General features: G+C 57.7%; 24 protein-coding genes. 11 read left to right on the top strand and 13 right to left on the bottom strand.

Features of this window, described 5'->3' with window-relative positions; genetic code table 11:
- Positions 1–84: 84 nt before the first annotated feature.
- A complete protein-coding gene (locus tag BLT77_RS15060) occupies positions 85–489 on the bottom strand; it encodes a hypothetical protein (protein WP_090366892.1) in 405 nt (134 codons plus the stop codon).
- A 264-nt stretch (positions 490–753) separates the two neighbouring features.
- Positions 754–2,253, bottom strand: a complete 1,500-nt coding sequence (glpK, locus tag BLT77_RS15065) for a glycerol kinase GlpK (RefSeq protein WP_090366894.1) — start codon at positions 2,251–2,253, stop codon at positions 754–756.
- Positions 2,254–2,569: 316 nt separating this feature from the next.
- On the opposite strand from glpK, the gene BLT77_RS15070 reads away from it, so the two are divergent.
- A complete protein-coding gene (locus tag BLT77_RS15070) occupies positions 2,570–2,818 on the top strand; it encodes an HP1242/YdcH family protein (protein WP_090366896.1) in 249 nt (82 codons plus the stop codon).
- A gap of 62 nt (positions 2,819–2,880) precedes the next feature.
- Here the strand turns inward: BLT77_RS15070 and BLT77_RS15075 are convergent, their stop codons facing one another.
- Complete coding sequence (locus tag BLT77_RS15075; RefSeq protein ID WP_090366898.1) at positions 2,881–3,090, bottom strand: dodecin; 210 nt, start codon at positions 3,088–3,090, stop codon at positions 2,881–2,883.
- Positions 3,091–3,206: 116 nt separating this feature from the next.
- Between BLT77_RS15075 and BLT77_RS15080 the strand changes: the two genes are divergently transcribed.
- Positions 3,207–3,542 carry a glutaredoxin family protein gene (locus BLT77_RS15080; RefSeq protein WP_090366900.1) on the top strand — a complete coding sequence of 112 codons (336 nt, stop codon included), beginning with the start codon at positions 3,207–3,209 and terminating at the stop codon, positions 3,540–3,542.
- Here the strand turns inward: BLT77_RS15080 and BLT77_RS15085 are convergent.
- The gene (locus BLT77_RS15085) at positions 3,535–5,154 is read right to left on the bottom strand and encodes a sigma-54-dependent Fis family transcriptional regulator (RefSeq protein WP_090366902.1); all 1,620 of its coding nucleotides are present in this window, start codon (positions 5,152–5,154) and stop codon (positions 3,535–3,537) included. The two genes, BLT77_RS15080 and BLT77_RS15085, sit on opposite strands and share 8 nt — an antisense overlap.
- Before the next feature lie 321 nt (positions 5,155–5,475).
- Between BLT77_RS15085 and BLT77_RS15090 the strand changes: the two genes are divergently transcribed.
- Together BLT77_RS15090 and BLT77_RS15095 are read left to right on the top strand one after the other, a co-directional pair.
- On the top strand, positions 5,476–7,002 hold the full coding sequence (locus BLT77_RS15090) for an FAD-dependent oxidoreductase (protein WP_090366904.1): 1,527 nt from the start codon (positions 5,476–5,478) through the stop codon (positions 7,000–7,002).
- A gap of 66 nt (positions 7,003–7,068) precedes the next feature.
- Positions 7,069–7,407, top strand: coding sequence for a cytochrome c3 family protein (locus tag BLT77_RS15095; RefSeq protein ID WP_090366906.1), 339 nt, complete (start codon positions 7,069–7,071; stop codon positions 7,405–7,407).
- Positions 7,408–7,508: 101 nt separating this feature from the next.
- Here BLT77_RS15095 and gorA read toward each other — a convergent pair whose 3' ends face one another.
- The 7 genes from gorA to BLT77_RS15130 form a co-directional block, all read right to left on the bottom strand.
- The gene (gene gorA, locus BLT77_RS15100; protein ID WP_090366908.1) at positions 7,509–8,864 is read right to left on the bottom strand and encodes a glutathione-disulfide reductase; all 1,356 of its coding nucleotides are present in this window, start codon (positions 8,862–8,864) and stop codon (positions 7,509–7,511) included.
- Positions 8,865–9,013: 149 nt separating this feature from the next.
- Positions 9,014–9,796 carry a glutathione S-transferase family protein gene (locus tag BLT77_RS15105; RefSeq protein WP_090366910.1) on the bottom strand — a complete coding sequence of 261 codons (783 nt, stop codon included), beginning with the start codon at positions 9,794–9,796 and terminating at the stop codon, positions 9,014–9,016.
- An 88-nt stretch (positions 9,797–9,884) separates the two neighbouring features.
- Positions 9,885–10,421 (bottom strand): RNA polymerase sigma factor SigZ, encoded by a 537-nt coding sequence (gene sigZ / locus BLT77_RS15110; protein ID WP_090366912.1) that lies wholly within the window; start codon positions 10,419–10,421, stop codon positions 9,885–9,887.
- 151 nt (positions 10,422–10,572) lie between these two features.
- Entirely contained in the window at positions 10,573–11,109 is a 537-nt protein-coding gene (locus BLT77_RS15115) for a hypothetical protein (protein WP_090366915.1), read from the bottom strand.
- Between the two features lie 24 nt (positions 11,110–11,133).
- Positions 11,134–11,823 carry a HupE/UreJ family protein gene (locus BLT77_RS15120; protein ID WP_090366917.1) on the bottom strand — a complete coding sequence of 230 codons (690 nt, stop codon included), beginning with the start codon at positions 11,821–11,823 and terminating at the stop codon, positions 11,134–11,136.
- Positions 11,824–11,905: 82 nt separating this feature from the next.
- Complete coding sequence (locus BLT77_RS15125; RefSeq protein WP_143026651.1) at positions 11,906–12,286, bottom strand: hypothetical protein; 381 nt, start codon at positions 12,284–12,286, stop codon at positions 11,906–11,908.
- A gap of 280 nt (positions 12,287–12,566) precedes the next feature.
- Entirely contained in the window at positions 12,567–13,259 is a 693-nt protein-coding gene (locus tag BLT77_RS15130; protein WP_090366921.1) for a hypothetical protein, read from the bottom strand.
- A 241-nt stretch (positions 13,260–13,500) separates the two neighbouring features.
- Here BLT77_RS15130 and prlC point away from each other — a divergent pair, with 241 nt between their 5' ends.
- Entirely contained in the window at positions 13,501–15,543 is a 2,043-nt protein-coding gene (gene prlC, locus BLT77_RS15135; RefSeq protein WP_090366923.1) for an oligopeptidase A, read from the top strand.
- 47 nt (positions 15,544–15,590) lie between these two features.
- Here the strand turns inward: prlC and BLT77_RS15140 are convergent, their stop codons facing one another.
- Complete coding sequence (locus BLT77_RS15140; protein WP_090366925.1) at positions 15,591–16,208, bottom strand: hypothetical protein; 618 nt, start codon at positions 16,206–16,208, stop codon at positions 15,591–15,593.
- Between the two features lie 390 nt (positions 16,209–16,598).
- On the opposite strand from BLT77_RS15140, the gene BLT77_RS15145 reads away from it, so the two are divergent.
- Positions 16,599–17,315, top strand: a complete 717-nt coding sequence (locus BLT77_RS15145; protein ID WP_090366927.1) for a TetR/AcrR family transcriptional regulator — start codon at positions 16,599–16,601, stop codon at positions 17,313–17,315.
- A 135-nt stretch (positions 17,316–17,450) separates the two neighbouring features.
- On the top strand, positions 17,451–18,212 hold the full coding sequence (locus BLT77_RS15150; RefSeq protein WP_090366929.1) for a class I SAM-dependent methyltransferase: 762 nt from the start codon (positions 17,451–17,453) through the stop codon (positions 18,210–18,212).
- Here the strand turns inward: BLT77_RS15150 and BLT77_RS20330 are convergent.
- Positions 18,209–18,358, bottom strand: a complete 150-nt coding sequence (locus BLT77_RS20330; protein WP_176819332.1) for a hypothetical protein — start codon at positions 18,356–18,358, stop codon at positions 18,209–18,211. The two genes, BLT77_RS15150 and BLT77_RS20330, sit on opposite strands and share 4 nt — an antisense overlap.
- An 81-nt stretch (positions 18,359–18,439) precedes the next feature.
- Here BLT77_RS20330 and BLT77_RS15155 point away from each other — a divergent pair, with 81 nt between their 5' ends.
- The 4 genes from BLT77_RS15155 to BLT77_RS15170 all read left to right on the top strand — a co-directional run bounded on the left by BLT77_RS15155 (position 18,440) and on the right by BLT77_RS15170 (position 22,793).
- A complete protein-coding gene (locus tag BLT77_RS15155; protein ID WP_176819333.1) occupies positions 18,440–18,871 on the top strand; it encodes a GNAT family N-acetyltransferase in 432 nt (143 codons plus the stop codon).
- A 260-nt stretch (positions 18,872–19,131) separates the two neighbouring features.
- The gene (locus BLT77_RS15160) at positions 19,132–20,787 is read left to right on the top strand and encodes a GGDEF domain-containing protein (protein WP_090366933.1); all 1,656 of its coding nucleotides are present in this window, start codon (positions 19,132–19,134) and stop codon (positions 20,785–20,787) included.
- A gap of 64 nt (positions 20,788–20,851) precedes the next feature.
- Positions 20,852–21,385 (top strand): non-heme ferritin, encoded by a 534-nt coding sequence (gene ftnA, locus BLT77_RS15165; protein ID WP_090366936.1) that lies wholly within the window; start codon positions 20,852–20,854, stop codon positions 21,383–21,385.
- Between the two features lie 40 nt (positions 21,386–21,425).
- Positions 21,426–22,793 carry an MFS transporter gene (locus tag BLT77_RS15170; protein WP_090366938.1) on the top strand — a complete coding sequence of 456 codons (1,368 nt, stop codon included), beginning with the start codon at positions 21,426–21,428 and terminating at the stop codon, positions 22,791–22,793.
- Positions 22,794–22,795 lie beyond the last annotated feature (2 nt).

Raw genomic sequence — 22,795 nt, forward strand, 5'->3', positions numbered from 1 at the left:
TGGGGTTGGTTAACTTGCTGAAAGTAAGATTCGAAGTAGTTTGCTGTCAAGTATCAGCGTGCATTGCGTGATCCAATCGGCGAACTAATGATCCATAAGTATCGCAGCTCCAATAATGGATGCCAAGCTGGCTGATAAATCTTGCGCGCCTAATTTACCAAGAAACAGGAAGTTCCACACTATTTTGCACAGAGAGTAAACGGCCATCAGCACCAGGCCAGAGCGGGTCTGGTGTTGCCAAAACAGCAACAGCAGTGAGGTGGTCATGGCGGCGAGCAGTAGCAGCACCAGGGCTTGTGCCCCGCGACTCTGCTGCAGGAACAGCCGGCTTTCATAGGCCATGACTTTCGGCAGCCGGGTGTGCTGGTGCAGGCGAGGCTGCAGTAGCCCGAGATAGATCAGCAGCGAGCTGGCAAACAGCAGCATCAGTAGCGGACGCTGCTGATGAGCACAGACACAGGCTATCACCAACAGGCTTGGCCGGAGCATCAGGCAAAGCACAGGACAAGGGATTTGTTTTCGGTTCATGGCCATAACAACAGCAGAACGGCAACCACAGGAGGATCCCGTTGTACTCCCTCTGCTGTCGGAGATCTCGTCTGTTGTCACTTTTCGGGTTAAAAATGTGAGGCCGAAGGGGGTTGTGACCGTGGCTTTTTGCTGGAGTAATCCACTCGTTGCAGAAAAAAACACCGCGAGGCGGCAATGTAACCAAATGGTGATCTGGTTACATTGCGGTTGCGAGTCGAACGGCTAGCCCAGAGAGGACCAGTGCTGACAACTGGCTACGGCCCGCTGCCAGCCGCGTTTCAGGTTGTCTCGTTGCTCGTCGTCCATGCGGTTATGGAACACCTTGGGTTTGCGGATCTGTTGGGACAGACCATCGATGTCGCGCCAGAAGCCGCAGCTTAGTCCGGCCAGGTAGGCGGCCCCTGCCGCGGTGGTTTCGGTGTTGGCTGGCCGCACCACATCGGCGTTAAGAATGTCGGCTTGAAACTGCATCAGGAAGTCATTGGCAGTGGCGCCGCCATCGACCCGCAGTTGCGACAGTGGCATGCCGGCGTCTTGTTCCATGGCTGACAAGATATCCATGGATTGGTAGGCGATGGATTCCAGGGTCGCCCTGACGATGTGGTGGCGGTTGCTGCCCCGGGTCAGCCCTACCAGGGTGCCTCGAGAAAACGGATCCCAGTAAGGGGCGCCCAGACCGGTGAAGGCTGGCACCAGGTAGGTACCCTGGGTATCGTCCACCTCTGTGGCCAGTGACTCGGTTTCGGCGGCGGTGCGGATCAGCCCCAGTTCATCCCTCAGCCATTGGATGCTGGCTCCGCCCATGAATACCGAGCCCTCCAGGGCATAGTTGACCTGGCCTGGAAAGTTGCAGGCCAGGGTGGTCAGCAGGCCGTGGTTGGAGGAGACTGGCGTCTGGCCGGTGTGCATCAGCAGGAAGCAGCCGGTCCCGTAGGTGTTTTTAGCCATGCCGGAGTGGTGGCAGAACTGGCCAAACAGCGCCGCCTGCTGATCGCCGGCGACGCCGCTGATGGCCACGCAGGCGTTACCCAGTTGAGCCTGGCCGTAATCGTCGCCACTGGCTTTTACCTCTGGCATCAATGAGGCCGGAATATCAAAGGCCCGCAGCAACTCTTCATCCCACTGCTGCGTGTGGATGTTGTACAGCATGGTGCGGCTGGCATTGGTGGCATCGGTGGCGTGCACCTTGCCTTGCGTCAGGTTCCAGATCAGCCAGGTGTCGACGGTGCCAAAGGCCAATTGCCCCCTCTCTGCCCGCTCGCGGACGCCGTCGACGTTGTCCAGAATCCAGCGAATCTTGGTGGCGGAAAAGTAGGGATCCAGCACCAGTCCGGTTTTGGCGCGAACCTCGGTCTCCAACCCTTGCAGCTTCAGTTGAGTGCAGAGCTCGGCAGTGCGGCGACACTGCCAGACAATGGCGTTGTAGACCGGCTGTCCGGTTTGCCGATCCCAGACAATGGTGGTTTCCCTCTGGTTGGTGATGCCGATGGCCGCCACCTGTTGATGGTTGACCCGGCACTTGGCCAGCAGTTCGGTGAGGGTCGCCCGTTGGCTGGCCCAGATTTCGATGGGGTCGTGCTCAACCCAGCCGGGCTGGGGGTAGTGTTGCTGAAACTCGCGCTGGGCGGTACCGACGGCGCCGCCATGCTGATCAAACAACAGCGCCCGGCTGGAGGTGGTGCCCTGATCCAGAGCGACGATGTATTGGCTAGAGGCGGACATAATTCAATGACTTAATTGATGGTTTATCCATAGTAGCCAGCTGGCTTTAAGAGTGCCAGAGGTTGGATGCGCCGAAGGGCCATGCTGGTATTCCGATTGAGATGAATGCGGATGCGGCCTTAGTGGCTGGGTCGGGGGAGAGGCTGGACTGAATGGGCCTTGATTTGATGGTCAGTGAAGGCAGATTTCATTGGCGGAGACCGCCGGAAGTAATTACAAATGAAGCAACTTCATAACGAATATTTTACTGATCTGCATCAATCAAACTGCCGTCAGAGCGGAGCAGAATGGAGTTAACCACAAGGAGGAATGCGTGATGATAATCCAAGACCATAGCCTGGTTAACGAGTTTCCCGCCCACGTCGAGCTGATTCAGGAGCTCAATCTCTCAGACGACAGTTTCCATCTACTTTACAATCAGTATCACGAACTCGATCGCGAAGTCCGGCGCATTGAGGAGGGACTGGAAAACACCACCGACGAAGTGCTTGAAGGGATGAAGCTGAAGCGTCTTAACCTAAAAGATCAATTGTTTGAAAGGTTAAAGCAGGCTCAGGCCGTCTAAATACGAGTCCAGCGCTGTCGCGGGGCAGGCCGAGGTACTGCCTGCCCTGTGTGGGCGCCGTTTCACTCCTCCAGAGTAAAGCCGATTTTCAGTGTGACCTGCCAGTAGGCCACCTTGCCGTTTTCTACCTGTCCCCGCATCTCGGTCACTTCAAACCAGCGCAGGTTGGCGATGGTCTGATGGGCCCGGGCAATGGCGTTGTTGATGGCATCCTGCATGCTTTCCGGTGAGGAGCCGACCAGCTCCAGTTTCTTGTAGGTATGGTTAGACATAGAAGGCTCTCCGAGATCAGGAAAACTGAGTATAGGCAAGGAGTGGCGAACTTGTGCTTTGTTGCCGTTATCCCTAGGATTCAGAAAGACAACGAGTAATAGGAAACTGAGGGCCGATGGGACGAATTCTGCTTGTGATGGCGCTGATAACCGGCGTACTGGGTTTTGCGGTGTATCAATTGGGGGCGGGTGGCCGGCTAGCGGCGGAGTTGAACCGGTCTCACGATGCCGAGGTGATTTTATACAGTGCCAGCTGGTGTTCCGCCTGTGCCGCCACCCGCCAGTTTCTGAATCAGTCCGGCCAGCCTTTTGTAGAACTGGACATGGAGGACGATCCGGCAGCGGCTCGCGAGTTTGCCCAGTTTGGCGGTCACGGCATTCCGCTGGTACTGGTTAAAGGCAGCGTCATTCGGGGCCATCAGCCCCAGGTACTGAGCCAGGCGCTCAGGTAGCGGCGTCCCAGCCATACTCTTTAAGCTTGCGATACAGGGTCGCTTTGCCGATGCTGAGAATTTTCATCGCCTGGGCCTTGTTGCCTTTACAGGCACGGACGACTGACAAAATATACTCTCGCTCCATCTCCTCCAGGCTGAGGGCGTGGGCGGCGATACGCTGAGGCAGGTTGGCGGGGGCGTTGAGTGATGCTGGCAGATCCTCGGTGGTGATCTCCCGTCCGTGGCACAAGGCGGTGCAATACTCCACCACATTTTGCATCTCGCGAATGTTTCCGGGCCAGGAGTGACCTTCGAGTATTCGGGCCACCTTATTGGAAAAACCACGAATATTACGCCCCATCTGCCGGTTTTTGCTTTCCAGAATGGAGCGGGCCAGGGGCAGGATATCTTCGTGCCGTTGTCGCAGGCTGGGAATCTTGAGTTCAACAACACACAGGCGGTAGTAGAGGTCGGCCCGAAAGTGCCCCTGTGCCACCTCCTGTTCCAGGTTGCGGTTGGTGGCGCAGATGATACGCACGTTCACTTTGCGGCAGTGGTTTTCTCCGACACGACGTACCTCCTGCTCCTGCAAGGTTCGCAGCAGCTTAAGCTGCATGGCGGCAGAGATCTCGCCAATTTCATCCAGAAACAGGGTGCCTTTGTCCGCCTCTTCAAACAATCCGGCCCGATCGCGGTCGGCGCCGGTGAACGCGCCCCGTTTGTGGCCGAACAGCTCGCTCTCCAGCAGGGTTTCGGTCAGGGCTCCGCAGTTGATGGCAACGAAGGGTTGGGCGGAGCGGTTGGACCGTTCATGGATAAAGCGGGAGAGGCGTTCTTTGCCGACGCCACTTTCGCCTGAGACCACCACCGAGGAGTCTACCTTGGCGACCCGGGCGGCTAGCTGGATCAGCCGGGTCATCTCCCGGTTCTGGGTAATAAACCCCTCCACCGTCTGTTGTTGGGGCTCCTTGCCCTGCTGACTGGCCTTGAGGGCCCTTTGGGTCAGCTCCAGCCTTTTGGTGAGCTCCTTTAGCAGGGAGTCGGAGGAGGCCATGGAGAAAAACGGTTTGTGCGGCTCCAGCTCCTCACCCCAGTCCTCTTTGAATTTACCGGTGACCCGGCAGTAAGGGTCGCCTTTGCCTGTGCACATATCCTCGATGAAGTAGACCTCGCGGTTGTGTTTCCAGGATTCAAAACCGCTGGCAAAGCCGGTCAGCGTCCAGCAGACCGGGTCATCGGACTCGCCGATGCTCAGTTGGTGCTGTTCCGCTTCATAGGAGTTGTGCCAGTGCACCTCCAGCAGGGTGTTATCGTCGCCGCGTCGCGGTTTAAAGGCGAAGGTCTTGGTGATGCCAAACAGCATATGCAGATGAGAGCCGCTTTGCGGATCGAGATAGACTTCGGGAAACTCGCTGCTGAGGATCTGGCCGGTGCGCCAGCCATGGGCGTAACCAAAGCGGGTCAGAATGCAACGGGCGACAAAGGTACCAAACTGATCGATCAGCTCTTTGCGTAATAACCCCAAGGCAACGGCATCAAGCAACACCATTCTCTGATCCTTAAATTTAATCAGCCCCTCATCTGGAAGGAAATCAAGGAACTCTCTTGGGTTAATTTCACTGCTCAGCATAAATGCGGCCCTTTTTATTCCATATAAAGGGTTCCAAAATGAAACCCTAGTTTCTGTCTGGAACTGACGTAGATCACCAAATTTCTCTGCACCCCTTAAATAACAACAGCTTAAATCTTGGCATGAAGGGTGCAAATAAATGTTTTGACGTTGGTGAGATACGCTTGTCGACGCAGAGTTCTTATTTAGATTGCGAATTAATCAACAGGGTTTCGTCTCTGTAATTAATGAATTCCGGCTAAAAAAGGATAACAAAAATAAAGCTCTTCGGTGTGATGAGTATCGTTATGTCGAGATGATGAGGATTATATTGTGAGAAATATGAAGAAACTCTCAGTTCTGGTGGCGGCCAGCCTGTTCAGTGCCGGCAGCTGGGCGGCGGACATTGTCAAAAATGTTGATGTGGTGGTGGTGGGTTCCGGTGCCAGTGGCATGGCGGCGGCGGTAGAAGCCCAGGAAGCGGGTTTGAAAACCGTGTTGCTGGAGAAGATGCCGACCATTGGCGGTTCTGCCCTGTACATTGAGGGTACCTTTGCTGTTGAAACCGATCATCAGAAGTCGATGTACATCGGCCTGGACAGGGACTGGGCCTATAAGAACCACATGGAGTTCAACCATGGCTTTATTAATGGTCCTTTGATCCGTAAGTGGATCAATAACTCGGCAAACTCCATCAAATGGATGGAAGACCACGGCGTGACTTTCCACGATGTGCGTACTCTGTTTGAGGACGGTTATCGTACCTGGCACATCTTCAAGGACGGTAAAGGCGTCGAGTTTGTGAATCAGATGGCCAAGTCGTTTAAAGAGCACGGTGGAACCATTCTTACCGAAACTCCGGGCACCGAGATCATTTATGAAGACGGTAAAGTCACCGGCATTATGGCCGAGGACGTTGAGGGTGAGACCTACCAATTTAATACCCAGGGTGGGGTGATTGTGGCTGCCGGTGGCTTTATCAATAACCCTGAATATCTGAAGAAATACGGCATTCGCTCCGACTACCTGATTGTGGGTCCTAAGACCGGCCGCGATGGTGACAGCCTGCCGTGGTACGACAAGGTCGGCGCGCGCCTGGAGGGGATGGGAACCCACCTGGCCATCGGCGCCTGGTTGTCCGGTAAAGATCCAAATACCCAGCTGAGTCAACCGGAGCACACCACGGTGTATTCGCAGCTGGCGTCGCTACTGCGTCAGCCCTACATGTGGGTGGCCGACGACGGTAAGCGCTTTATCGATGAATCGCAGGCGCCGCTGTGGATGAACACCGACCCTGCTGTCGAGCGGGTTGGCGGGTCTTACTTCGCCGTTTTTGATGACACCCTCAAGGATTACATGATCAACGAGGGCATCGATGTGTCCCACTCCGACTGGGTTCGCGTCGGCCACAAGCTGGATCTGCTTGAGGAAGGGATCGAGATCGGCCAGGAGGAGGGCTACGTGTACGTCTCCAACACCATCGAGGGCCTGGCCAAGAAGATGGGGGTGGATCCGGTCGCCTTCAAGAAGACCGTCGAGGACAACAACCGTTACGCCGTTAACGGCCTGGACGAGGAGTTTCCTAAAGACCGTAAGTACGTCCGCTCCATCAGCAAGCCGCCTTACTTTGCGGTGAAAGGGGACAACGCCACCCTGATCACGCTCGGTGGCCCCTCTACCAACACCGACATGCAGATTCTGCGTGAAAAGGACCTGAAGCCGGTCGAGGGCCTCTATGTGGTGGGGTGTGAAGTGGGTGGCATCTACGGCGATTCCTACAACCTGACCCTGGAGGGGATGGCCAGCTCCTTCGCCATTAACTCCGGACGGTTTGCTTCCCAGCACATCGCCAAGAAACTCGGCAAATAATCATGAGAATCGGGGCCGGCCGCGCGGGTAGCCGGTCTTTTTTATTTAACTTTCAAAGGTCCATTCATGAAAAAGCGCTCTCTGACCCTGCTGGCGGTCGCCGGTTTGCTCTTCTCTTTCCACGGGATGGCGACAGAGCCTCTGGCCGATCGACACGGCGGTTTTGGTATCGAGTGTGTCGATTGTCACCAGACCGATACGCCCACCAAGCGTGCCAAGAGTAAAACGTGTAAGGGGTGCCATGGCGACAAGGTTGACGTGCCACTGTTCCAGGCAGAGGAACGCAGCGTCGATTTCCACGAATCCCCCCATGGCTCGGTTCGTTGTACCAAATGTCACCTGGCGCACCAGCAGCCGGTGATGTACTGCAACGAGTGCCACGCATTCGAAAAGCCGGTTCCCTAAGACCAACCCTACTCGCTTTTACCTGAGTGGAAGTCTTAAGTGGCGTCAAAAATGAAAAAAGCCGCTCCAGTGAGCGGCTTTTTACAGTCTTTTTTGGGCGTTTAGCGCATGGTAACAAACTCTTCGGCACTGGTGGGGTGCAGGGCCACGGTGTTGTCGAAGTCCGCCTTGGTGGCCCCCATCTTGATGGCTACCGCAAAGCCCTGCAGGATCTCATCCATGCCGAAGCCGATGCCGTGCAGGCCGACGATCTTCTCTTCGGGGCCGGCGCACACCAGCTTCATCTGGGTTTGCTGGCGGTGGGCGGTGACGGCGGTGTACATGGCGGCAAAACCTGAGGTGTAGACCTTGACGTTGTCTTCGCCATACTGCTCTACCGCCTGTGGCTCGGTCAGGCCGATGGTGCCGATGGCCGGGTGGCTGAAGACCACGGTGGGCACCAGCGAGTAGTCCATCTTGGCGTTAGGCTGATTACCAAACAGGCGCTCGGACAGTTGTCGACCCGCCTTCACCGCTACCGGAGTCAGCTCGATGCCGCCCTCCATGATGTCACCGACGGTGTAGATGCCGTCGACGTTGGTGTTCTGGTACTCATCCACTGGAATGAAGCCGCGCTCGTTTACCTTGACGCCGGATGCTTCGATGTTGATAACGTCGGTGGTCGGCTCACGGCCGATGGCCCAGATCAGGGTGTCGACATTGAGGCTGTTGCCATTTTCCAGCTTCAGGGTCAGGCTGCCATCCGCTTCTTTCACCACTTCCGACGGGATGGAGTGGGTGTGCAGTGTCGGCCCCTCCTGCTCCATCAGCTCCACCAGGGTCTGGGTGATCAGCGGGTCAAAGTTGCGCAGCGGTGCGTGCTTGCGCACCAGCAAGTGAGTTTCACTGCCCAGGGAGTGCAGCACCCCGGCCAGCTCCACCGCGATGTAGCCAGCGCCGACCACCGCCACCCGTTTAGGCTGCTCGGTGAGGGCGAAGAAACCGTTGGAGTCGATGCCGTGCTCGGCGCCAGGGATATTAGGGATAGTGGGGCGGCCGCCGGTGGCGATCAGGATATGGGGTGCGGTGTAGTGTTCGCCGTTCACCTCGATGGTGCGGCGGTCGACAAATTTACCAAAGCCGTTGACCAGGGTAACGCCATTGGCGTCCAGGCCTCGGTTGTAGCCGCCATGGATGCGCTCGATGTAGGCTTCCCGGCTGGCCACCAACTTGCTCCAGTCGAACCGGTTCACGGTCAGGTCGAAGCCGTAGTCGGCACCATACAGGTTGACCGCTTCCGCCACCTGGGCACCAAACCACATCACCTTCTTCGGCACGCAACCGACGTTCACGCAGGTGCCGCCCAGATGCTTGGCCTCGATCAGCAGCACCCTGGCTCCGCGCATGGCGGCCCGGTTGGCTGATGCGATGCCGCCGCTGCCGGCGCCAAGAACGATGTAGTCAAATTGCTGAGCCATGGGGATGATCCTTTACTGGTTTGGCCGGTGGCTACCGGCATAGATAGGCCTATGTTGTACCGTTAACTGGGGTTCACCTCAACCAAAAACAAGGGATTAAGGCAATCGGTTTAGGCGGTGAGGCCAGCTACCCCACCGCCGAAGTCGGCTTAACCGCAGCAGCCGGAGTCACCACAGGCGCTGGATTTTGGCTCGCAACCGGCCAGGATGTCGCCGCACTGCTGCTGATTGCAGCAGTCATCCAGGGTGGCGGCCTGGCACTCACAGGATGGGCAGTGACGCTGAATCCGTCCCAGCACTGTTTGTTCTGACAGGTAGTGGTCGCTGAACTTCTCTAGGAAGTCATCGGCGACGCTGCGCTGGCCCAGGCCGGTGTCCAGCAACGCCTGCTGCCAGGCCTGAGTCTTGGGGTAGCCGGCGACAAAGTCGTAACCGGTCTGCTCCTTGATGATCCAGGCCCGGTGCAGCACCGGCAACCAGGCCAGGTCGACCATGCTCAGACTGTCGCTGTTGAAGAAGCGGTGGCTTCCCAGAACCTTTTCCACCTTGGCAAAGGCGCTGGCCAGCTTGACGCTGTGCTGCTTGAGGGTGTCGCCATCCTTGCTGCCCATGGCCGGGCACTGAACCAGGTATTGTTTACTGCCGAGGTAACTCCAGGCGCGGTTGTGGGCGACCTGCACCGGACTTAAGCCCGGTTGCAAGGCGGGATAGGCCTCTTCCAGGTACTCGGCGATGGCATCGGACTCGAACAGCACCTCGCCGGTTTCGATTTGCAGCAGCGGCACCTGGCCATTGGGGGAGATGTCGAGAAACCACTGGGGCTTGTCGTTGAGTTGAATGTACTCCACCTCATAGGGCAGGCTTTTGGCTTCCAGCAGGGCGGTAATGCGTTGAACGAAGGGACAAATGGTAAAACTGATAACTTTAAGCATGGGGCCTCTCTTGTCAGTGACGCTCGGGGCTCTCCCCGGGTTATGGTGTCAAAGACGGTGGCGGCCTCAAAAGGACGCAGATTTATTTTTAGCAGCCCCGGCAATCGGGATCCTTGGGGTGGTAATCGAGGACGCCACCCCGGCCCACTTCGATGTCGCAGCAGGCGGTCAGGCGCTGACGCAGTTGCTGCCGTCCCCGTTGTACCCTGCTTTTGGCACCGGACAGGGTCAACCCCAAGTGATCGGCAATCTGTTGCTGACTGAGCCCTTGCAGTTCGGCCAGTTGCAGCGGCACCCGGTAGCGCTCCGGCAGTTCATCGATGAGCGGCACCAGGCACTGGGCCAGCTCCCGGTGTGCCTGCTCGGCGTCATCGGTCTGGGGGGCCGCCAGGTCGTCGGGCAGTTCGTTGTGGCTGTGGCGCTGGCGGTGGTGATCCATGATGGCATTGTGGGCGATGCGGTACAGCCAGCCATTGAGGCTGGCGTTGTCGCGAAGCTGATGCAGGTGGGTGTGGGCCTTGAGGTAGACCTCCTGCAAAATGTCATCAATGGCGGCAGGAGAGTCAACACGCTTGCCGATGTAGCCGCGCAGTCGGTCTTTGTGGGTTTGCCAGTGATTCAGCATGAAGCGATTCTCTCGGATTGTCCGGGCTGTGGGTAGACCCTTGACGGCCATGGGCAGAAAAAGACGCAAAATTTGATGAAATCAGTATAGCGCCGCCCGGGGCGGTCACCAAAAAAGGCGCCCGTAGGCGCCTGTCACATAGAGTTTTGGCCTACCCCTTGATGATGTAATCGCCCTTGAGGGTCAGGGAAACCTGCACCGGCTTGCCTGAGCGGTTTTTCCAGTACCAGCCGTGGGAGCCGGTGAACGGGGTGGTCAGAGATCCCTTCATGTTGCTGGAGGTGGTAATGGCAAAGCTCTCGAAGTAACCGCTGGTGTCGCCTTCAGGCTCGCCATGAAAATCAAAATACAGTGGCGTGCCGTCGGTCTGCCACTCATATTCCAGCTGAGCGTATTGGTCCATCAGCAGTTTATACTCCAGCCCCTTACCAGCGGGAATGGTAATGGTGATGGTGTCACTGCGCGGTTGGCGGGTCGGCGGAGTCTGCCCGAGGGCGATCGCGACCGGGGCTTCGGCGGCTTCGGCCAGCGCCGTCAGCCCCAGAGCCTTGCCGGCGCCGGTAGGATCAATGTTGTACTCAGCCGGCAGGATGCAGGTCAGCAACAGCACGGCGGCCAGCAGCGAGGCGGCCACGCAGGCCTTGATCAGGGTGGCGCCAGAGTGCACCGGTGGCGTGAAATGGGTCATGTGGAATCCTTATTGTTATTGGTTTTAGTTGCTGAAGTAGCCGGTCATCTGAAACCCCATAAGCATCAGGCCGCCGCTCATCAGCAGGGTGTTGGTGGCGGTGGCGAAGTTCAAGTAACTCGGGTGGCGGCGCCAGGCGCTCATGACGATCAGCACCACCGCCAGGGCCAGGAACTGGCCGATCTCGACACCGACGTTGAAGGCCAGAATGTTGGCTACCAGGCCGTCATCCGGCAGGCTGAACTCCTGAATCTTGGTGGCCAGGCCAAAGCCGTGGAACAGGCCGAAAATCACCACCGCCGCCTTGGTGTCGGGTTGATAACCCAGCAGGCGCTGAAAGCCGCCCAGGTTGTCAAAACCCTTATAGACGATGGACAGGGCGATGATGGCGTCCACCAGGTAGGCGTTGACGTGAATGTCTGCCAGCACGCCGTACAGCAGGGTGATGCTGTGGCCCAGAGTAAACAGGCTGACGTACAGCAACACGTCCCTGGCGCGAAACAGGAAGAAAATCACCCCCACCAGGAACAGCAGGTGATCGTAGCCGGTCACCATGTGTTTGGCACCGATGTACATGTAGGGGAGGATGGAGACCCCTTGGTTAACGGTAAGAAACTGGCGGGTGTCGTCGTCGACACCGTGGGCCAGCAGTGAAAATGACGCCAGGGCGCCCAGGGTCAATATCAGGGCTTTCAGCCATGAAGTTAGCCTCATAAATGCATTCCTTGTTGAAGCTGTTGATGGTTATCGGCGCATGTCGGCGCCGAACCGATACAAAAAGGTGTGATTAGGGATCTTAGGCGTTTGGAGGCGGAATGGGCGGCGCGTAGCGACGGCTGGGGTAGCTGAACCGAGTCGTAGCCACGATATCGGTGGACATGCTCGGGTCGAGCATGGTCAGGTCAACCGGAGGGTGGCAGGGAGTGTGGGAGTGGCTGTCGTGTTGATGTTCCGGGGCTTCGGTTGCACTGGCAAACTGGGACAGATTCACTTCGTTGTGATTGGCGTGGTTGCTGTGGCTGTGATGAACGTGGATCCCAAGCGGGTGTTGTTCAGCGGGGAATTGCACCGACATTGACCAGCAACTGGCGAATAATTGACACACAAAGACCACCAGCACCAGGGCCAGTGTCAACGTCGCATGCGCCTGGCGCGATGAAGCCTGGGTCTGCATCACTTTGGGTATCCGTTGCGATTGGTCATTATTCACACCACAAGTGGCGGCATTAAAACAGATGGTTGGGTTGGCGTCCAGCGGAGCCCCAATTGAACCAAGGTGGATATTCCGTTGCGCGGGATTCGGGGCCAGGCCGGGTCATTTCAATAAAAAAGTATTCGCATACTGTTTCGATATTCGACCGTGTGGCGTTGTTGGGTGATGAGCAGGTGCAGGCGTTGCGTCGGGCGGGGGGCATTAAAAAGGGAGCCGCTGGCTCCCTCCTTGCAATACGCTGAAATCAGAACGCGGCGGTAAAGTGAACACCACCCCAGGTGTGGCCGTCGTCGTTGCCCACATCCAGCTCCACATCCTTATCGGCTTTCTGGTGCTCAACAACGGCACTGATGGCCCAGGTATCGTTCAGCTGATAGGCCAGGGTGGCGCCAACGGCGGTGTGGTTGGCACCGTCGTGCTCGGGGCTGGCGTAACCGTAATCCAGGCCCAGAATGACATAGGGGCTGAAGGTCAGGGCTTCATTGATGGAGAAATCGCGTTGAATGCCCACTTCAACGAAGCTGCCTTCGGCTTCAGTGCTGTAGACGTAGGTAGCGAAGGGTTCAAACCACTCCAGCCCGCCGTAGGCGATGCCGGCGCCCCACTCGTTGTCGCTTTCGTCGTCTTCAAAAAACTCCAGACGGGTGTAGCTGGCGTAGAGGCTGAAGTCGCCAACCTCGAAGCCGTACTCGATGCCAACGTTGAGTTCGTCGTAATTCACATCGGAGTCGGCGGCGTAACCGTATGCGGCGGAGAGGGTGATGCCGTTGTCAAAGGCGGCGGCGCCGTTGGCCCAGTAGATGCCGCCTTTGTCCAGGTTGTCACGCCCTTCTGAGATGTATTTGGAATCGTAGCCGAGGTCGATTTCGTACTCAGCGGCCAAAGCCGGCGCGCTCGCCAGCGCCAGCAGAATGCTGGTGGTTAGAATTGATTTCATTGTACTTTGCCTGTGTGTTTGCCTGTAACCTTGTAACTTGCATTACAAGTGAGAATTAATTGTATTCGCAATAAACCCGAACAACTGTGAATGAAATCCCGAATTATTTTAAGAATCACTTTAATATTCGGATCAAGGTCACGAACGGCAGTTTTGGCCCGGTTGTAATCCCGGAATTGATCCCCATCTCTTAGGGAGCGCACTACCCTTTGTACTGGGTGATTTTTGACAAGGAGCTTGCATGACCAATCCGCTACTCAACACCGTCGACCTGCCACAATTCTCCGCCATCAAGCCGGAGCACGTTCAGGATGCGGTGGAACAGGCACTGGCTGCCTGCCGGGACAAAGTTGAACAGGTAGTGGCGGCAGGCGCCCCTTATACCTGGGCCTCGCTGGTTGAGGCACTGGATGAGAGCGATGATCATCTGGGGAAAATCTGGTCTCCGGTGAGCCACATGAACTCGGTGGTCAGCAATGACGAGTTGCGGGCCGCTCACGATGCCTGTCTGCCGGCGCTGTCCGAGTACGGCACCTGGGTTGGTCAACACAAAGGTCTGTATCAGGCCTACAAATCACTGAAGGCCGGTGAGGAATACGGTTCCCTGACTCAGGCGCAGAAGAAGGTGATCGACAACGCCCTGCGTGATTTCGAACTGTCCGGGATCGGTCTGGATGATGACAAGCAAAAGCGCTTTGGCGACATCCGTATGCGTTTGTCCGAACTGTCCAGCCAATACGCTAACCACGTGTTGGATGCGACCAACGCCTGGTCAAAGCAGGTGGATCAGGTTGAGGCCCTGGCAGGGTTGCCGGACAGCGCCATTGCCGCCGCCCGACAGACGGCTGAACAGCGCGGTCAGGAAGGCTACCTGCTGACGCTGGAATATCCCTCCTACCTGGCGGTCATGACTTATGCCGACGATGCACAGTTGCGCCAGGAGGTGTATACCGCCTTTTGTACCCGAGCCTCTGACACCGGCCCCAATGGCGGCGAGTTCGATAACAGTCCACTGATGGCTGAGATGCTGCAACTGAAGCATGAGTTGGCACAGTTGCTGGATTTTGACAGCTATGCGGATATGTCACTGGCCACCAAGATGGCCGAAGGGCCGACTCAGGTGGTGTCTTTCCTCAATGAACTGGCGCTGCGTTCGCGACCTCAGGCGCAACAGGAGCTGAAGCAACTGACTGCCTACGCGCGCGAGCATCACGGCGTCGAAGCACTGAACTCCTGGGATATCGGCTACTTTGCCGAGAAGCAGAAGCAGCACCTGTACAGCATCTCCGATGAGCAACTGCGTCCCTACTTCCCCCAGAATCAGGTGCTGGGCGGCCTGTTTACCACGGTGGAAAAGCTATTTGGAGTTCGGGTCTCTGAGGTCGAGGGCGTCGACAGCTGGCATCCGGACGTGCGCTTCTTCGATATTCACGATGCCGAAGGCGAGCTGCGCGGCAGTTTTTATCTGGATCTGTTTGCCCGTCAGCACAAACGCGGCGGCGCCTGGATGGACGACTGCCGTGGGCGTCGCTTATTGCACGACGGCGGCCTGCAAAGCCCGGTGGCCTACCTGACTTGTAACTTTAACGGGCCGGTGGGCGATAAGCCGGCACTGTTTACTCATGACGAGGTGGTAACCCTGTTCCATGAGTTTGGTCATGGCATTCATCATATGCTGACCAAGGTCGATGCCAGCAGCGTCGCCGGCATCAACGGCGTGCCCTGGGATGCGGTGGAACTGCCGAGCCAGTTCCTGGAAAACTGGTGCTGGCAGGAGCAGGCACTGGCCTTCATATCCGGTCATTATGAAACTGGCGAACCGCTGCCCAAGTCGATGCTGGATAAGATGCTGGCGGCCAAGAACTACCAGAGTGCCATGATGATGGTGCGTCAGTTGGAGTTCTCCCTGTTTGATTTCCGTATGCACCTGGAGTATGACCCGCAGCAGGGGGAACGGATTCAGCAGATTCTGGACGAAGTTCGTCAGCAGGTGTCGGTGATCAAGGCGCCGCAGTTCAACCGTTTCCAGCATGGATTTAGCCACATCTTTGCCGGTGGCTATGCGGCCGGTTACTACAGCTATAAGTGGGCGGAGGTGCTGTCAGCGGATGCCTTTGGCCGTTTCGAGGAGGAGGGCATCTTCAGTGCCGACGTGGGGGCCGACTTCCTGAACTGCATCCTGGAGCGGGGAGGCAGTGAGGAGCCGATGGCGTTGTTTACCCGCTTCCGAGGCCGTGAACCCCAGATTGATGCGCTGTTGCGTCACAGCGGCATTGCCGCCTGATCGCAGCCTGAAACACCACAGGGACCCGCACGGGTCCCTGTGGTGTTTCAGAACAGGAACCGAGTTTCCAGGATCAGGTTGTCGGAGGCGTCGGTGCGTTCGCCACGTAGATTGAATGCCACCTGGGACACCGGGTAAAACACCATGCCGATGCTGGCCACATTCCAAGAGCGGTCAAACTGATCACCCAGTTGATAGCGCAGTTCCAGATCCACCCTCTCTGCCAGATTCCCCCTGGCCTGAACGGCAAACACGGGATCGATGGAAAACGCCTCCTGATCTTGAAAGTGCCATTGAGCGACGCTGGTGCCGATGCCGGCCAGAAAATCCCAGTTGTCGGTGTGGTGCAGGCGGTAATCCAGGCGCCCCTGAAACCGGTTGACCCTGGCTTCTGTCATCTGCTGGCCGCCTTCCTGCTGCCAGTTAATGTCGGCATTGATATCCAGTAACCAGCCTTCGCTGAGCTGGGTCAGTGCGCCCGCGGCCAGTTGCAAGCCGGATTGGTTGGTGGCGTGAATTCGGGCCAGTGAGGCGTGGGCATAGTTGTAGTTCACCGGGGTCAGGTAGTCGTCAAACCAGTTGTCCAGCCACTGGCACAGATCCCCACACACGCTCCAGGCGCTGAAGGAGAGCAGGGACAGGTGCAACAGGGTGACTCGGATCACGGGTAATACTCCAATGAATGTGACCCATTGATTAACCGATCTCCAGCCCGGATAACAGAACATTTACAACCCGATTGAAGAATGTTCGATCCTGGTCAAATTTTTACCATCTCGATTCAAGAAAGCCGTTCCCGGGGCCGCTGTAGCCCTGATGGTGTCGATTTGATCACTTGTTTTTCTGAGTCACGGGTGGCAGGGCTGAAGGTGCACCGTGAATGATATTTTGACCTACATCATTTTTCGCCGACAAAGTTTCGCAACTCATTGTTTACTAATGGAATTGCTTCTGTAACTGTGATCTATAACTCGGAAGGAGTAACTAAATTCTGGTTATATATCCGCATCGTGCCGGGAGAGCGCCGTGCTCTGGCAAACAGGAGTAAAAGGACGATGAGTAAATCTGATTTATACAAGGTTAGGGAAACCCGCATTCTGTTGGCTGCCCTGAACACTGCGAGCAGCAAAGGGGCTCTGGACTTTCGTATGGCCGATGTTGCTCGTGCCGCCGAATGCTCTGTCGGTACCCTCTACGGCCATTTCATCAGTAAAGAAGATATGATGGCGGCCTTGGTGCAGGTAGGTCTGGGTCGTCGCAGTGAGTTCGCCAAGAAGGTGAATGCCATCGAGCTGTCTGGTCTGGAGCGCTTCGTTAGTCTGTTGGTGCTGGAACAGCAGCGCCTGGCCCATGACGATATTCTGGCCCAGCTGGAGTTGCTGGTGTGCTACAGCGATCTGTGGCGTCGCGCCGCCGACAAGCGGGTTGCCGCACTCAGAGATGCTTCAGAAGAGTTTGATCAGCAACTGGATGCTGCCCTGATCGAGGCCGATGGTGAAGGCTTCCGGATCAGCGACGAACAGCGTGCGCGCCTGATCGCCCGTGGCCGGGCAGCGGTACTGGGCGCACAGCTGCAGACTTCTCGCCAGACCCTGGTTCCCTGTGGTGTGATGACCAATGACGGTGAGTTCTATAATGTTCTGGCTGACATCGTACGCTGTGCCAACGGTCCGGTAATGGAAGGCAGCGAGTGGCTGCAGAAATGCCAGGGTGCGTTGGAACTGGGACGCGAGTTGATCGAACAGCCGGTGTTTGGACTCGACGCCGCCTAATATTGCCGATACCACCGTTGGTTTCAGATAGGGCTCCGGGGAAGTCGTTCCCGGGGCCGAATTGTGCCTCAGCCATTGGCCTTGGCTTCCCCAGCCTTGGTATACTTCGCCCCTAGCTTAGTCGCCGGGTGGCCCATGTTTTCGATTTTCCTTGATTTTGATTCCGCTCCTGCCTCAGTACTGCAGGATGTGGCAAACCGTTGGCAACTGCAGTCGGATCCCGATTCCCCCTTCTCCCTTGGCTATGAGTCGGACGCGCTGTGCCTGCGGCTCAGGGATCAACCCAAAATGGGCGCCATCTGTGTGGACCTGGTTCAGGGAGCCAGCGCTCACCGGCGCAAGTTCGGTGGCGGCCGGGGCCAGGCCATCGCCAAGGCAGTGGGCCTGAAAAGCGGCGTGACGCCAGTGGTGGTGGACGGTACCGCAGGCCTTGGGCGGGACAGTTTTGTACTGGCCAGCCTCGGATGTCGGGTGATCATGGTAGAGCGTCACCCTGTGGTCGCGGCGTTGCTGGAAGACGGTTTGCGCCGGGCTCGGGCCGATGTGGAGATTGGGCCATGGGTCAGCGAGCGGCTGACCCTGGCGCCCGGCAACAGCATCGATGCCCTGGCGGCGATGGATGACGCCGTGGATGTGGTGTATCTGGACCCCATGTACCCGCACCGGGCTAAATCGGCACTGGTGAAAAAGGAGATGCGGGTGTTTCAGCAATTGGTGGGCAGCGATGACGATGCCGATGGCCTGCTGATGCCGGCACTGTCACTGGCCGGTAAGCGGGTGGTGGTAAAGCGGCCGGACTACGCCGAGCCGCTCAATGGGGTGCCCCCAACCATGGCCATTGAGACCAAGAAAAATCGATTCGACGTGTACGTCAAAGCGGCCATGACCCAGAGTTAACGGGGGCTGGTGGGCAGTTTGTCGTACTGGCGTCGTCCCAGTGCCCGGCGTCGATCGGTACTGGTGTCCGCATCTCGGGGTTCGGCCCGGCGATCGCCGTTTTGGCGTCGATCCTGCTGGCGCCGCTCCTGCATAGGGGATGACATACTGACCTCCACAGTGAAGCCTGCCCGTTTAGCATTTATAGTCGTTTTTGTGTCTTTGTGAAGTTTCCGATGGAGATTTGCATGTCATGTCCTGATCTGATTTGTCAGCCGCTTGAGGTGATGGCACTGCCGTTGGTGGATCGATTCTATCGCCAGCATGGTGGCAAAGATCGTTGCCGGCGCCATGATCGGGTCTGGGTGGCTCGTCGTCAGGGGCGGATGGTGGCGGTGGCGCGCCGGGTGCCGTTGGAGTCGCACTGGGTGTTGCGGGGCCTGCTGGTGGATGACACCGAGCGCCGCCAGGGGGTGGCCACCGAACTGCTGCAATGCCTGCTTGAAGAGTGCGACGAACCGCTGTGGTGTTTCGCATTATCCCACCTGAAGCCCCTCTATGTGAGCCTGGGATTTCAGTGCCTTGATACGGCGGCAGAACCGCTGCCAAAGGCCGTTGCCGGGGCGCTGGCGGCTTACCGTCGCAGCCAGCCCGGATTGTTGGGCTTCATTCGGTCCTGAGCACAATGGCTTGGATGGCATTGGCGCGGTGATCCAATTCGCTGCGCTGCGGATTGCGGTGACCTTGGGTTGTCATCGGCTGCAAAATTGAGCCGGTAAGTGCATGAGTCTTTGTTTTTTATTCACTTTTTATGACTGTTGTGGCGGTTCGATTATAAGGCGCCGGGATGATGCTTTTGTTAAGGCGCGAAATTCCGGGGAGTTTCTATACTTACCAATAACTTGACCAGGATGGTCGCTCGCAGACTCAGGGATGATTGATGTTCAATTCGCGTGTATTCCTTTACTTCCCTATGGCCGCCATGATTGTAATGATGTCGGTCGCTCTGCTGATCGTATCGCTGTTGTATGAGCACCGGCTGCACAGCGATTCTGAAGCACGCCTGAATCATTTGGCTCAGTTGGGGGTCAGTATGATCCGGCATCATCAGCAGCAGCCCGAAGAGTCTCTGGACGGGTTGCTGGCTCAGGTGGTTGACGGTTCCGGCAGCCGCATGCTGGTGCTGGATTCCCTGGGGCAAATCCTGGCCGACTCCCAAGGGGAGGCGGAGGATCTCGGAGGCCGTTTCAGCCTTGAGGAGCGTCAACGCCTCGGTCAGGGAGCCGAACTGGATGGCGTCGGCCGGTACCGGCTTGACTCGCTGCGCCAGCAACAGATGCATTATGTGACCGCCCGCGCCGGCTCTGCCGATTTGGCGGGGCCGGTGGTGCTGGTGTCTGAGCCTTCTGCCCGTCTGGACAATCTGGTGCTGGTGTTGCGTTTCCGGGTGCTGTTGGTGTGGGCCTCCTGCCTCGTGGCCATTGCGCTGTTCAGCATCGTCTTTGGTCGCTGGATGCGGCGTCAGACCGCTGCAGAAACTGAGACCCTGGAGGTGACTGTGGTGGCGAGAACCCGTGAGCTGACCATGCTGCAACGTCTGGGGAGCCTGATGTCCGCCTGCACCTCCGTCAGCGGCGCCTGCCATGTGCTGGAGCCCATCGCCAGCCAGCTCTTGCCCGGTACGTCCGGGGCGATCGCCCTGCTGAAGGTGCCCAAAGGCAAACTGGAGTTGGTGGCCAGCTGGGGCGGCCCCTGGATCGGCCGGGACAGGTTTGGTGCCGATGAGTGCTGGGCGCTGCTCAAGGGACACGCTCACCTCAGCAGGGAGGAGGGGCTGGAGATTCACTGTGAACACTACCGTGACGATCGCAGCTGCCAGCTGTGCATTCCTTTGTTGGCCCAGGGGGAAGCTCTGGGGGTGTTGCAGCTGTCGTTTCTGGATGAGGCATTGATGCTGGACAGCCGGCCCATGGCCGAGTCGTTCGCGGAACAGGTGGGGCTGGCGCTGGCCAACATCCGTCTGCGTGACAATCTGCGCCAGCAGGCAATCCGGGATCCGCTCACCGGTCTGTTCAATCGCCGCCATATGATCGAGTTTCTGGAAAACCAGCTGGCGTTGAGTGCCCGCCAGTACGCACCGCTGTCGATTCTGATGCTGGATATCGATCATTTTAAGCATTTTAACGACACCTTCGGCCACGATGCCGGTGATTTTGTCATTAAGTTGGTGGCGGAAGAGATCAGCAACCAGGTGCGGAAGTCGGATCTGGTGTGCCGTTATGGCGGTGAAGAGCTGGTGGTGATATGCCCGGATACCGAAGTGGTCGGTGCCCGGGAGCTGGCGGGGAAGATCATCGCGGCGGTGGCGGCCATGGAGTACAAACACGCCGGCCAGTCGCTGGGGCAAGTCACGCTCTCCGCCGGCGTCAGCTGCACCATGGGAGCCAAGGGGACCATTGAAGCCCTGATGAAAGACGCCGATGATGCGCTGTACAAAGCCAAGCAGGGCGGTCGCAACCGGGTCGAACTGGCCACCGCCCTGGAGCCACCATTGCCAGAGGCGGTGCTGAAGAGTGAAACCGTTGAACCAGGTTGATATTTAGGTCGTAACCCTAAACAATGAGTGCCAGTGACCTATTACCAACCGGAGTGTGGCTACCATGCTGTCTAGTGCGATGATCGATAAGCTTAACGAGCAGATTAACCTGGAGTTTTTCTCTTCCAACCTGTATCTGCAGATGAGCGCCTGGTGTGAAGACAAGGGCTTTGAGGGGGCGGCAGAGTTTATGCGCGCCCATGCCGATGAAGAGATGCAGCACATGCGCCGCCTGTTCACCTACGTCAGTGAGGCGGGAGGCATGCCGATGATCGGTCAGATCGAGGCCCCGGAGCATGCGTTTGAGACCCTGAGCCAACTGTTTGCCAAGACCTATGAGCATGAGCAGTTGGTGACGCGCAAGATCAACGAACTGGCCCACACCGCCTTCAGCAATCAGGACTACTCCACCTTTAACTTCCTGCAGTGGTATGTGGCCGAACAGCATGAAGAGGAGAAGCTGTTCAAGTCGGTTCTGGATAAGCTGGAGCTGGTGGGTGACAGCGGCCAGGGCCTGTACATGGTCGACAAGGAGCTGGCTCTGCTGGCCCAGTCGGAAGGCGACAGTGTCATGACCGCCACCGCCGAAGGCGCCTGATACGCGGCGATTACAGACATTTCTCCCAGACTGTGGTGCAATGGCGGCACCTGCACCTAACTTCGCCGCCTCTATGCCCCAGTCTGTTCCCACCCGGGTGCTGATCCTGTTTGGATTGGTGAACCTTCCCCTGTCGATGATCATGTCGCCGACGGCGGCGATTCTGCCGAACTTCTACATCGAATACAGCGCCGTGACCCTGGGCGCCATGGCCACAGTGACGTTGGTGACCCGGTTTTTCGATGGCATCACCGACCCTATTATCGGCTTGGTGGCGGATCGATTTGGCAGCCGCAAGCCGCTGATGGTGGTCGGGGCGCTGGTGTCGGCGCTGGCGGTCTGGCAGCTGTTTACGCCCTCTGCCGATAGTGGCATGGGTTATCTGATGGGCTGGTATCTGTTGCTGGCTCTGGGCTGGACCCTGGTGGAGATTCCCCACAGCGCCATCTCGGCGGAACTCAGTCACGATTATCAGCAGCGCAATCGCATCTCGTTGTGGCGTCAAATTCTGGGCTTTGCCGGCGGGGTGCTGTTTATGGCTTTCCCGCTGTTGCTGGGACGAGGTCGCAGTTTTGATCCCGAAGTGATGCGGATGCTGGCGGGGTTTGTGGCGGTGTCCCTGCCATTGCTGGTGCTGCTGATGAACTGGCGACTGACACTGCCGCCGCAGCCTCACTGTCGCCGCGTCCGGCTGTGGGATCTGCCGGCCATGCTGGTGACCCTGCCTTACCTGAAACACCTGCTGATGACCCAGATATTGTTTGGGCTGGCCACCGGCGCCGTGTCCGGACTGTTTGTCCTCTACGCCAGTCAATATCTGGAGTTGGGGGATGCCATCCCCAAAATCACCCTGCCTATGGCTTTGTCCATGGCCCTGAGTATGCCGCTGTGGCTGCAGGTCTTACGCCGGGTGGACAAGCACAGGTTGTGGGCCGTGTCGGCGCTAGGGATGATCGGGGTGCTGTTGCTGATCATCCGTATCGAGCCGGGCCCGCAGGCGTTGGCGGCCATGATGATGGCCATGGCCGCATTCGGTGCTTTGGTGGGGCTGTCGGCGTTGGTATTGCCGTCAATGCTTGGCGATCTGGTGGATGTGGACATTGTTCATAACGGCAAGGCCAGAGCCGGAATTCTGTTTGCCTTTCAGGCTCTGATTCTCAAAATCAACCAGGGCGTCGGCGGTGCCATCGGCATGTTCATTCCCGCCTGGTTTGGCTTTAACGCCGAGCAGGCGCTCAGTGCCGAAGCGATTACCGGGCTGAAGTTGGGGTTTGCCGGTTGGCCCTGTCTGCTGCTGCTGCCGATGGTCGTGCTGGCGTGGCGCTATCCCCTGGATCGCCGCGCTCATGCTAAACTGGCCTCCCGAATTGCCGAGGGCGGCATATCGGTGTCTGACGAGCAGAGGTAAGG

The organism is Ferrimonas sediminum (assembly GCF_900100175.1).
Taxonomy (GTDB): Bacteria; Pseudomonadota; Gammaproteobacteria; order Enterobacterales; family Shewanellaceae; genus Ferrimonas; species Ferrimonas sediminum.

Coding starts and splice junctions, on each gene's coding strand:
- BLT77_RS15060 (WP_090366892.1), bottom strand. CDS start 489: ATGCTCCGGCCAAGCCTGTTGGTGATAGCCTGTGTCTGTGCTCATCAG.
- glpK (WP_090366894.1), bottom strand. CDS start 2,253: ATGTCCGCCTCTAGCCAATACATCGTCGCTCTGGATCAGGGCACCACC.
- BLT77_RS15070 (WP_090366896.1), top strand. CDS start 2,570: ATGATAATCCAAGACCATAGCCTGGTTAACGAGTTTCCCGCCCACGTC.
- BLT77_RS15075 (WP_090366898.1), bottom strand. CDS start 3,090: ATGTCTAACCATACCTACAAGAAACTGGAGCTGGTCGGCTCCTCACCG.
- BLT77_RS15080 (WP_090366900.1), top strand. CDS start 3,207: ATGGGACGAATTCTGCTTGTGATGGCGCTGATAACCGGCGTACTGGGT.
- BLT77_RS15085 (WP_090366902.1), bottom strand. CDS start 5,154: ATGCTGAGCAGTGAAATTAACCCAAGAGAGTTCCTTGATTTCCTTCCA.
- BLT77_RS15090 (WP_090366904.1), top strand. CDS start 5,476: ATGAAGAAACTCTCAGTTCTGGTGGCGGCCAGCCTGTTCAGTGCCGGC.
- BLT77_RS15095 (WP_090366906.1), top strand. CDS start 7,069: ATGAAAAAGCGCTCTCTGACCCTGCTGGCGGTCGCCGGTTTGCTCTTC.
- gorA (WP_090366908.1), bottom strand. CDS start 8,864: ATGGCTCAGCAATTTGACTACATCGTTCTTGGCGCCGGCAGCGGCGGC.
- BLT77_RS15105 (WP_090366910.1), bottom strand. CDS start 9,796: ATGCTTAAAGTTATCAGTTTTACCATTTGTCCCTTCGTTCAACGCATT.
- sigZ (WP_090366912.1), bottom strand. CDS start 10,421: ATGCTGAATCACTGGCAAACCCACAAAGACCGACTGCGCGGCTACATC.
- BLT77_RS15115 (WP_090366915.1), bottom strand. CDS start 11,109: ATGACCCATTTCACGCCACCGGTGCACTCTGGCGCCACCCTGATCAAG.
- BLT77_RS15120 (WP_090366917.1), bottom strand. CDS start 11,823: ATGAGGCTAACTTCATGGCTGAAAGCCCTGATATTGACCCTGGGCGCC.
- BLT77_RS15130 (WP_090366921.1), bottom strand. CDS start 13,259: ATGAAATCAATTCTAACCACCAGCATTCTGCTGGCGCTGGCGAGCGCG.
- prlC (WP_090366923.1), top strand. CDS start 13,501: ATGACCAATCCGCTACTCAACACCGTCGACCTGCCACAATTCTCCGCC.
- BLT77_RS15145 (WP_090366927.1), top strand. CDS start 16,599: ATGAGTAAATCTGATTTATACAAGGTTAGGGAAACCCGCATTCTGTTG.
- BLT77_RS15150 (WP_090366929.1), top strand. CDS start 17,451: ATGTTTTCGATTTTCCTTGATTTTGATTCCGCTCCTGCCTCAGTACTG.
- BLT77_RS20330 (WP_176819332.1), bottom strand. CDS start 18,358: ATGTCATCCCCTATGCAGGAGCGGCGCCAGCAGGATCGACGCCAAAAC.
- BLT77_RS15155 (WP_176819333.1), top strand. CDS start 18,440: ATGTCATGTCCTGATCTGATTTGTCAGCCGCTTGAGGTGATGGCACTG.
- BLT77_RS15160 (WP_090366933.1), top strand. CDS start 19,132: ATGTTCAATTCGCGTGTATTCCTTTACTTCCCTATGGCCGCCATGATT.
- ftnA (WP_090366936.1), top strand. CDS start 20,852: ATGCTGTCTAGTGCGATGATCGATAAGCTTAACGAGCAGATTAACCTG.
- BLT77_RS15170 (WP_090366938.1), top strand. CDS start 21,426: ATGGCGGCACCTGCACCTAACTTCGCCGCCTCTATGCCCCAGTCTGTT.